The sequence below is a fragment of the Belnapia arida genome (genome assembly GCF_016773205.1).
GTDB classification, from domain to species: domain Bacteria; phylum Pseudomonadota; class Alphaproteobacteria; order Acetobacterales; family Acetobacteraceae; genus Belnapia; species Belnapia arida.
Window position 1 is genome coordinate 1 of the sequence record NZ_JAETWB010000194.1, and the last position, 398, is coordinate 398.

The window sequence follows — 398 nt, forward strand, 5'->3', positions numbered from 1 at the left end:
CTGTTGCTCTCCGTCATCGACACCTCCCAGGCTCCTCAGCCTATCAAAGGTGTCCGTGAAATCGGGACAGGCCCACTGCCGGGGCAGGCGCGTCCGCCACCAACTCCTCCAGCGCCAGCTCGAGCTGGTTGGCCTCGCGGGAGAGCCGTTCCGATGAACGACCAAACTGCATGCGGCGCAGCCGGGCGAGCTGGAGCCGCAGGCGCGCTATAAGGTCGCGCTGGCCGGTGAGCTCGGCACGCTGCGCCAGCACGATCGCGCGCAGCGCCTCCACGTCGTCTGGCAGGGATGCGGGGTCGAGCTCCACGACAGCATCGTCGCGCACCGCGCCGCGTCGGGGCGAATGAATCTGCTGCGAGTACGACTACCCAGCCATCTCCGGCCGCCAGGTGCGGGTG

1 pseudogene is annotated in these 398 nt (G+C 68.8%); it reads right to left on the minus strand.

From position 1 onward, the window contains the following. Positions 1–82: 82 nt before the first annotated feature. Positions 83–256: pseudogene (locus JMJ56_RS33360) on the minus strand (IS66 family transposase); the annotation flags it as partial. Positions 257–398: the final 142 nt, after the last annotated feature.